A 9,730-nucleotide genomic window follows, 5' to 3' on the forward strand; every position below is an offset into this window, starting at 1 on the left:
GCCCGCGCCGCGCGTGCCCGCCCGACCGGCGGCGCCGCGCGCCGCCCGCCACGACGACTACCGAATCCGACCGCCATGTTCTCCATCATCATTCCGACCTGGAACAACCTGCCGTACCTCAAGCTCGTCGTCGACAGCCTGCGCCGCCACTCGGCGTACGACCACCAGATCATCGTGCACGTGAACGACGGCTCGGACGGCACGCTCGACTGGGTGCGCAGCGAAGGCATCGAGCACACCGCGTCGCCGACCAACATCGGCATCTGCCACGCGGTGAACTGGGCCGCCGCGCGCGCGACGCGCGACTACGTCGTCTACATGAACGACGACATGTTCTGCTGCCCCGGCTGGGACACGGCGCTCGTGCGCCGCATCGAACAGATGCCGACCGACCTCTTCATGCTGTCGGGCACGATGGTCGAGCCGGTCGACACGCGCAACCCGTGCGTGGTGGTCAGCAATTTCGGCCGCGACGCCGAACATTTCGATGCAGCGGGCCTCGTCGCCGCGGCCCCGAAACTCGTGCGCGCGGACTGGCTCGGCTCGACCTGGCCGCCGACGCTCGTGCACCGCGACTGGTGGAACCGGATCGGCGGCTACAGCAGCGAGCTGTCGCCCGGCATGAGCAGCGACAACGACTTCTCGATGAAATTCTGGGATGCCGGCTGCCGGATCTTCGTCGGAGTCGGCGACAGCCTCGTCTACCACTTCCAGCAGAAGAGCACGGGCAAGATCGTCAAGAACGACGGTCGCCGCCAGTTTCTGAACAAATGGGGCATGACCCAGGCGACGTTCGACCGCTACTTCCTGCATCGCGGCGAACCGGCCGGCACGCGCGTCGCGCTCGACACGCCGGCAGTCGAAGGGCGCCTGAAGCGCGCACTGCTGCGCTCGCGGATCAAGCGCGCGTTCAGCTGATCGAGCCCCAAAAACGACACGGAAACGCGCCCTGCTTCGCGTATACTCTGCGCCGTTCGTCCCGGATCTCCCGCCGGGGCGCGCGGCGCGCAGCAAGACGTACGCAAGCCGCATTCGTCCATTCGACAGGTTCCGATGCTTTCGTTTTCCGCTCCCGCCTCGCGGCGCCTGACCGCCGCCCGTGCATTCGCCGTCGCCGCGCTCTGCATGGTGCCCGTCTCGACCGCGCTGACCAACGTGTTCTGCGGGCTGTTCGCCGCCGCGCTCGTGATTTCCCCCGAATTCTGGCGCGACCTGCGCTCGTTCGTCACCGACCCGGCCTCGCTCGCGGCGCTGCTGATCCTGGCCGCGCTGGCCGCCAGCATCACCTATACGGTCGCGCCGCACAACAAGGCGTGGAACTGGGTCGCCAAGTACGACAAGCTGCTGCTGCTGCCGTTCGCCGTGCTCGCCTTCCGCCATTCGAACTGGGCGTCGATCGTGCGCCGTTGCTGGTTCGGCACGCTGTGCGTGATCCTGCTGCTGTCGACCACCAACTATCTCGGCCTGACCGCGATCGGGCCCGCGCACGCGACCGAACTGCCGCTGTCGCGCGCCTGGGTGTTCAAGAACCACATCGCCGCCGGGATGTTCGGCGCGCTGCTGTTCTACCAGGCGGCCGATCTCGCGCTGGCGGCTCGCACGGCGCTGTCGCGCGCCGCGTATGCAGGCGTTGCCGCGTGGTCGCTCGTCAACGTGTTCGTGATGCTGCAGGGACGCACCGGGCAGGTCATCGCGCTGCTGCTGATCCTCGTCGTCGCCGTGCGTTTCGTGCTGTTGCTGCGCCGGCAATCGGCGCTGCGCGCGGGGCTCGCCGCCGGCGTGTTCGTGCTGGCCGGCATCGCGCTCGTGGTCGCTGCATGCACGGTTCACAACGGCCGGCTGACGAAGGTCGTGACGGAAGTGCAGCAATACCGGCAGAGCGATGCGGCCACGTCGACCGGGCTGCGCCTCGAGTGGTACAAGAAGGGGCTCGAGCTGTACCGCCAGCGCCCGGTGATCGGCTACGGCGCGGGCGGCCTCGAATCCGAATTCGAGAGGCTCACGGCCGGCAAGACGGCAGCCGAAGGCCAGCTCACGTCGAACCCGCACAATGAATACCTGCTGATGGCCGTACAGCTCGGCACGGTCGGCCTGCTGCTGTTCGTCAACCTGATCGTGCAGATCGCGCGCGGAAGCCGCACGCTCGATCCGCGCTCGCGGCACCTGCTGCTGGGCTGGCTCGCGATCTTCGCGATCGGCAGTCTCGCCAATTCGCTGCTGCTCGATTTCGCCGAAGGGCACCTGATCGTGCTGCTGGCCGGCATCCTGCTCGGCTGCGGCGAGCGCGCCGAGGCGCTGCCGCGCGAGACGTCGGCGATCCGGCGCAGCGCGTAACGCGCAGCGGCCTACGCTCCGCCGGCGGCCGGCTTCGGCCACCGCGGAGCTCAGTATTTCCAAAGGAAACGGGCTGCACGGCTCGTCGCGACACAAGCCGCCTGCGACCAGCAGGAAACGCGCGTTGGCCGCGCGTCAGTCGGATCCGGTGCGATGCAGTCGCGACGTATCGACGACGGCTGCGGCCGGGCCCGGCGGATTCAGCCCGAGCATCTCGGCCGCCGCGGCTTTCACGCGCTGCGCACCGAGATTGACGAGACAGTCGCTGCGGCTGTCGACCTTGCGCTCGCAGCCTTCGTGCCGGCACGGCACGCAATCGCCCTCCCCCTGCAGCAGCCACACGTTCCCGTGCCGCCCCGAGCCGCGCAGCGGCCACGGATTCTCGGTCGCCGGCCAGTGCTGCGGCCACGGCCCCCAGCGCACGGGGTCGGACGGGCCGAACAGCGCGATCGTGTCGGTGCCGGTCGCGGCCGCGACGTGCGTCGCGCCAGTGTCGGGCCCGATGAAAAGCCGTGCGCGCCGCACGAGTTCGGCGCTTTCGCCGAACGTCAGGCGACCGACCAGGTTCAGTACGTCGCCACCCGCTTCGGCTGCAACCTGCTCCGCATACTCGCGCTCGCTGTCGGCCGGGCCGCCCGACAGCGCGACCGCGAAGCCGTGCTCGCGCAGCCAGCCGATCATCTCGACCCAGCCGTCGACCCGCCATTGCTTGTAACGGAACATCGGATACGGATGCAGGACGACCAGCGGCTTGCCGTCGCGGATCGCCGGCGATTCGGCAAGCCACGCGTCGAAGCGCGCGCGCCGAGCCGGATCATCGCCGATGCCGGGCGCAACGACCTCGGACACCGGCTCGATGCCGATCACGGGGGCGAGCGCAAGCGTGCTGACGACCGTGTGCGCGGATTCGTGGTGATTGATCGCGATCCCGTTCAGCATCATTCGCGTGAGCCACGTCACGCGGTTCGGATCGACGAGGCCCACCCGCTTGCGGCCCGCGAACCAGCTGTAGAAACGCGGCCGGTCGGAGCTCAGCGCCGCGCACGCGAGATCGTAGCGGCGCCACATCGACAGCGCGTCACGCAGCCGCTCGCGGAATCCCGCGCGCTGCGCGACGACGATCACGTGCCGCACGTCCGGATTGTGCTCGAGCACGCCTTCGGTACCGCGAAACACCAGCATGTCGATCTGCGCTTCCGGCCAGCGGGCCTTCAGCGAACGGACGAGCGGTGTCGTCAGCAACACGTCGCCGATACGGCGCGGCGCGGCAACGAGGATGGTTCTGGGCGGGCGGGCAGAAGAAAACAGGGCCACGGCGGGTGTGTCTGGCTGGCTGAACAAGGCTGGCAATGTACAGGATTTTGCAGCAGCCGGCGCGGCGTGGCGAATCGGCCGTGCGGCCGGCCTGATGCGACCCCGCTCGTAGCGGTGCGACGGGGCAGGCGCACCGCGCGCCGGTGCCGGTGCCGGTGCCGTACGCGGTGCTTGCGATGTCCGTGGTGCTACGAAGCGACGGTCATGACCACCGGCGCCGCCGCGGCAGCAGCAGCCGGCCGCGCGTATGCCGCATCGGCCAGAGGTTCGTCGCGATGAGTGGCTTGCGGCAGCAGGTGGTTCACCGCGCGCTCGACCTCGTCGACGCCGATCGCGTCGACGGTCGCGCCGGCGCGCAGGATCACGTGCGGCACGCCGAGCGGATGCCAGCGCAGGTATTTCTCGGGACGGTCCTCGAACAACGCGGCGACGGGCACGCCGAGCGCCGACGCGAGATGCACGGGGGCGCTGTCGGCCGAGACGATCGCATCGAGCAGGCTCGCCGCGGCCACCAGCTCGGCAACCGACGACGGCGCGACATGGCGCGCGCACACGTCGCGCCACGAGTCGTCCTCGGGAGCATGGCCGATGGCCGGGTCACGGAACACGATCACGTCGGCATACGACGCAAGCCGCTCGGCGAGGTCGCGCCAGCGATCCGCCGGCCAGCGGCGCTCAGCCGCCTTGTTCGTCACGAACAGCCCGACGCGCGGTTTCGTGCGCACGCCGAGCAACCGATACCACGCGTCCTGCAGCGCACGGTCGGGATGAACCGACAACGCGAGGCGGTCGAGATCGGCGCGGCCGAGTTCGGGTACGAGCCGGAAACCCGACAGCGCTTCGTGACACATCGGCCGCTGCGCGACGTGATCGGGCTTGCGATCGTCGAATTCGGTCTCGGCATCGTGCCAGCGGCAATCCTTCGCGCCGATCTGACGCGCGAACTGCATGCTGCTGCGATGCATGCCGCCGTTCGGCACGACCACGAGATCGAACCGCAAGCGACGCAGGCGACGCACGAGCCGCAGCCGGTCGAAGAATGCGCGCATCCGTCCGGGACGGTCGTTGCGCTCGCATTGACGGCTATAGACGTAGGTGTGGATCGTATCGACGTCCGGGTTTCCGGCCAGCGCGGCCGCGTTGTAGCGGTTCGCGACCACATGGAGTTCCGCGCCGGGCCAGCGCTCCTTCAGCGCGCGGAGAAACGCCGTGGTGCACAGCATGTCGCCCAGAAAATCGATCCGGATCACGAGGATCCGCTGCGTCGGGTTCACATTGGCCATGGTCATGTGGAGACTGTCAGTTTTTTGTCGTCGCGACGGGCCGTTCCACGGCATCCGGTTCCGGGGCGGCCTGGTCGCATGTCACCGCTCGCCGCACGGATCCGCCCCCGTTTATGTGCGCGATACCGGCGCGACCCGCCGGACGAGCGACAGTCGACGCCGCGTTCGTGCGGCTAGCGCGCGATTGTATAGCGTCCGGATGGCCAGCCCAAGACTCGTTTGCGCGAACATGCAAAAACGGCCCGCCGCATCGCACGATGGCGATGCGACGGGCCGCATGGTGCAACAGCCGTCCGGTGGTGGCGCGGTCAGTACGTGATTTCGACGACGCTGCCGTCGAACGTCGCACGCAGCTCTGCGAGCAGTACGTCGCTCGGCTTCACGCGCCATGCGTCGCCGAGGCGCATTTCACCCTGTGCACGCGCATTGCTGTAGTGGACCTGGACCGCGAGCCCGTTCGGCAGCGGCGCCTGCGGGCGACGACCGCCATCGCGCCCGCCGCCGCGCGGCGCCGGCGCTTCGACCACGCTCGCCGCCGGATCGTCCTTCGACACGTGCGGCTCGAGCACGCGGCGCAGTGCGGCCGCGTCGGCGTTGCCGTTCATCGTCAGCCGAACGGCCTGCGCATAGCGGCTGCGCGCGCGCTCGAGATCCATCACGGTATCGGCCGTGAAGCGGATGCCGCCCGTGAACGCATCGTTGCGCGCCTGCCCCTGCACGATCAGCAGCTCGTCTTCCTTGAACAGCGCTTTGTTCGCCTCGAACTGCTCGTTGAAGATCGTGATCTCGCACTGGCCCGAGCCATCGTCGAGCAGCGCGATCAGCATCTTGCCGCGCTGGGTCATCTGCGTGCGCAGCGACGCGATGATGCCGGCCACGAGCTTGTCGCGCCCTTCCTTCAGGTCGCCGACCTTCTGCCGCACGAAGCGGCGCACCTCGTCGCGATACGCGTCGAACAGGTGGCCGGACAGGTAGAAGCCGAGTGCGCCCTTTTCTTCCTGCAGGCGGCGCTTGTCGTCCCACGCAGGCTCGTCGACGAGCGCATGTGCATGCGGCGACTCGGCGCCCATGTCGAACAGGCCGGCCTGCATCGCGTTCGCCTCGGCCTGGTCGGCCGCTTCCATCGCCAGCGGCACCGACGCGATCAGCTGCGCACGGTTCGTGTTCAGCGAATCGAACGCGCCGGCACGGATCAGCGCCTCGACCGTGCGGCGGTTGACGACGCGCCGGTCGATCCGCTCGCAGAAGTCGAACAGGTCGGTGAACGTCTTTTCCTCGCGGGCGCGCAGGATTTCCTCGATCGCGTTCTGGCCGCTGCCCTTCACCGCGCCGAGACCGTAGCGGATCGTGCGCGAGCGCTTGCCGTCGGCTTCGGCGACCGGCTCGAAGCGGTAATGCGACTGGTTGATGTCCGGCGGCAGCACGGCGAGGTTGTTCACGACGCAATCGTCGAACAGGATCTTCACCTTGTCGGTGTCGTCCATCGCGAGCGTCATGTTGGCCGCCATGAATTCGGCCGGATGGTGTGCCTTCAGCCACGCGGTGTAGTACGCGAGCAGCGCATAGGCGGCCGCGTGCGACTTGTTGAAGCCGTAGCCCGCGAACTTCTCCATCAAGTCGAAGATCTCGTCGGACTTCTCGCGCGTGAGGCCGTTCGTCGCCGCGCCCTCCGCGAAGATCTCGCGGTGCTTGGCCATCTCCTCGGGCTTCTTCTTGCCCATCGCGCGACGCAGCAAGTCCGCGCCGCCGAGCGAGTAGCCGCCGATGATCTGCGCCATCTGCATCACCTGCTCCTGATAGACCATGATGCCGTAGGTCTCTTTCAGGACGGGTTCGACGCGCGGATCCGGATAGTCGACCTTCTCGCGCCCGTGCTTCCGTGCGCAGAAGCTCGGGATCAGGTCCATCGGGCCCGGACGGTACAACGACACGAGCGCGATGATGTCCTCGAAGCGGTCGGGCTGCGCATCCTTCAGCATGCCCTGCATCCCGCGGCTTTCCAGCTGGAACACCGCGACCGTGTTGGCCTTCTTCAGGATCTGGAACGAGGCGGGATCGTCGAGCGGCACCTGCGCGAGCGACCAGTCGGCCTTCGACGGATCGAGGCGACGGATGTAGCGCTCGGCCCAGTCGAGGATCGTCAGCGTCGTGAGACCCAGAAAGTCGAACTTCACGAGGCCGACGGCTTCGACGTCGTCCTTGTCGTACTGGCTGACCACGCCGCCGTCGTCGCCCTGCGTGTACAGCGGGCAGAAATCGGTCAGCTTGCCGGGCGCGATCAGCACGCCGCCCGCGTGCATCCCGACGTTACGCGTGAGGCCCTCGACGCGCTGCGCGAGATCGAGCAGCTGGTGCACTTCGTCCTCGTGGTCGTAGCGCTCCTGCAGCTGCGGCTCTTCCTTCATCGCGTCGGCGATCGTCACGTGCTTGCCCGGCTTGAACGGGATCAGCTTCGCGATGCCGTCGGTGAACATGTAGCCGAGGTCGAGCACGCGGCCGATGTCGCGCACGGCCGCCTTCGCGGCCATCGTACCGAAGGTGGCGATCTGCGACACGGCGTCCGCGCCGTACTTCTCCTTCACGTACTGGATCACGCGGTCGCGGCCGTGCTGGCAGAAGTCGATGTCGAAGTCGGGCATCGACACGCGTTCCGGGTTCAGGAAACGCTCGAACAGCAGGTTGTAGCGCAGCGGGTCGAGGTCGGTAATGCCGAGCGCGTACGCGACCAGCGAACCGGCGCCCGAGCCGCGGCCAGGGCCGACCGGCACGCCGTTGTTCTTCGCCCAGTTGATGAAGTCCGCGACGATCAGGAAGTAGCCCGGGAAGCCCATCTTCGTGATGGTCCCGCACTCGAATTCGAGGCGCTTGTAGTACGTGTCGCGCTGCGCGTCGCGTTCGGCTTCGGCCGGATACAGCTGCGCAAGACGGGTCTCGAGCCCTTCCTTCGACAGCTGGACCAGGTAGTCGTCGAGCGACATGCCGTCCGGCGTCGGGAACAGCGGCAGTTTCGGCTTGCCGAGCTCGAGCTTCAGGTTGCAGCGCTTCGCGACTTCGACCGTGTTCGCGATCGCTGACGGCAGGTCGGCGAACAGCGCGGCCATGTCGTCCTGCGTGCGGAAATACTGGTCGGTCGTGAACCGCTTCTGGCGCCGCGGGTTCGCGAGGATGTCGCCTTCCGAGATACACACGCGCGCCTCGTGCGCGGTGAAATCGTCGTCGGTCATGAACTGCGTCGGGTGCGTCGCGACGACCGGCAGCTTCAGCGCCGCGGCGAGCGTCGCGGCCTGCTGGATGTACGCCTCGGCGCCCGGCTGGCCGTAACGCTGCAGCTCGATGTAGAAACCGCCCGGGAACACCTTCGCCCAGCGCTCGGCGTGACGGCGCGCGGCCTCTTCGTTGCCCGCGGCAAGCGCGAGCCCGATATCGCCCTGTTGCGCGCCAGACAGCGCAAGCAGCCCCTGCGAAAGCTCGCCGTCGAGCCAGCTCGCGTCGAGTTCCGCCCGGCCGCGGTACTGGTTCGTGAGCCACGCCTTCGACAGCAACTCGCAGAGATTCAGGTAGCCGACCTTGTCCTTGACGAGCAGCAGCAGCCGCGACGGCTTGTCGCGGTCGTCCGGATTGGCGATCCAGACGTCGCAGCCGGCGATCGGCTTGATGCCCTTGCCGCGGGCTTCCTGGTAGAAACGGACGAGGCCGAATGCGTTGCCGAGATCGGTGAGCGCGAGCGCGCCCTGACCGTCTGCGGCCGCCGCCTTGACGATGTCGTCAATGCGCACGATGCCGTCGGCAATCGAGAATTCGGAGTGAACGCGAAGATGGACGAAGCGGGGATCTGACATGGGCGCTATTGTAGCCGGCCCGCCGCGCAGGCTGCCCAAAAAATCCCCGCCCTGGCCGTTCGGCCGATGCACGCGACCGCACGTCGCGCGGCTGGCCAAACGGCAGGATGCCGGCCTGGGCGCGGTTTGCGGGATAATACGGTTTTTCGAATCAACGCCCCGGCTTCGCACCCTTTTTTGCGGGCCGCCGTGCGGCCGTTTTCCCGTCGGACCATCATGACCATCGTCAACCTCGCCGCCTACCACTTCGTGTCGCTCGACACGAACGAGCAATGGCGCCCGCTCGTCACCGCCCGCTGCAACGAACTCGACCTGCGCGGCACGATCCTGCTCGCGCCGGAAGGCATCAACCTGTTCATCGCCGGCACGCGCGAAGCCGCCGACGCGTTCATCGCGTACCTCCGCCACGATCCGCTGTTCGAAGGCAAGTTCGCGACGCTGCAGTTCAAGGAAAGCCTGTCCGACTCGCAGCCGTTCCGCCGCATGCTCGTGCGCCTGAAGCGCGAGATCATCACGATGAAGAAGCCGGCGATCAAGCCGGAACTCGGCCGCGCGCCGTTCGTCGACGCGCAGACGCTGAAGACGTGGCTCGACCGCGGCCACGACGACACGGGCCGCCCGGTCGTGATGCTCGACACGCGCAATGCATTCGAAGTCGACGTCGGCACGTTCGACGACGCACTAGACTACCGGATCGACAAGTTCAGCGAATTCCCGGAAGTGATCGACGCGAACCGCGCCGACCTCGAAGGCAAGACGGTCGTGTCGTTCTGCACGGGCGGCATCCGCTGCGAGAAAGCCGCGATCCACATGAAGGAAATCGGCATCGAGAACGTGTACCAGCTCGAAGGCGGGATCCTGAAGTACTTCGAGGAAGTCGGCGGCGCGCACTATCACGGCGACTGCTTCGTGTTCGATTACCGCACCGCGCTGAACCCGCAACTCCAGCCCACCGAAAAC

General features: G+C 67.6%; 6 protein-coding genes. 3 read left to right on the forward strand and 3 right to left on the reverse strand.

Annotation, left to right across the window (positions count from 1 at the left end):
- The first annotated feature begins 75 nt into the window (after positions 1-75).
- On the forward strand, positions 76-918 hold the full coding sequence (locus G3N99_RS27930; protein WP_174942722.1) for a glycosyltransferase: 843 nt from the start codon (positions 76-78) through the stop codon (positions 916-918).
- Between the two features lie 135 nt (positions 919-1,053).
- Complete coding sequence (locus tag G3N99_RS27935; protein ID WP_206124000.1) at positions 1,054-2,334, forward strand: O-antigen ligase family protein; 1,281 nt, start codon at positions 1,054-1,056, stop codon at positions 2,332-2,334.
- A gap of 135 nt (positions 2,335-2,469) precedes the next feature.
- Here G3N99_RS27935 and G3N99_RS27940 read toward each other — a convergent pair whose 3' ends face one another.
- The 3 genes from G3N99_RS27940 to dnaE all read right to left on the reverse strand — a co-directional run bounded on the left by G3N99_RS27940 (position 2,470) and on the right by dnaE (position 8,770).
- The gene (locus G3N99_RS27940; RefSeq protein WP_206124001.1) at positions 2,470-3,648 is read right to left on the reverse strand and encodes a glycosyltransferase family 9 protein; all 1,179 of its coding nucleotides are present in this window, start codon (positions 3,646-3,648) and stop codon (positions 2,470-2,472) included.
- Between the two features lie 188 nt (positions 3,649-3,836).
- On the reverse strand, positions 3,837-4,931 hold the full coding sequence (locus G3N99_RS27945) for a glycosyltransferase family 9 protein (RefSeq protein ID WP_206124003.1): 1,095 nt from the start codon (positions 4,929-4,931) through the stop codon (positions 3,837-3,839).
- 308 nt (positions 4,932-5,239) lie between these two features.
- Positions 5,240-8,770, reverse strand: a complete 3,531-nt coding sequence (dnaE, locus tag G3N99_RS27950) for a DNA polymerase III subunit alpha (protein ID WP_174947434.1) — start codon at positions 8,768-8,770, stop codon at positions 5,240-5,242.
- 216 nt (positions 8,771-8,986) lie between these two features.
- Between dnaE and G3N99_RS27955 the strand changes: the two genes are divergently transcribed.
- Positions 8,987-9,730: sulfurtransferase (locus tag G3N99_RS27955; protein WP_206124002.1), on the forward strand; the 744-nt coding region annotated here is incomplete at its 3' end.

The sequence above is a fragment of the Burkholderia sp. Ac-20392 genome, from assembly GCF_017104585.1.
GTDB lineage: Bacteria > Pseudomonadota > Gammaproteobacteria > Burkholderiales > Burkholderiaceae > Burkholderia > Burkholderia lata.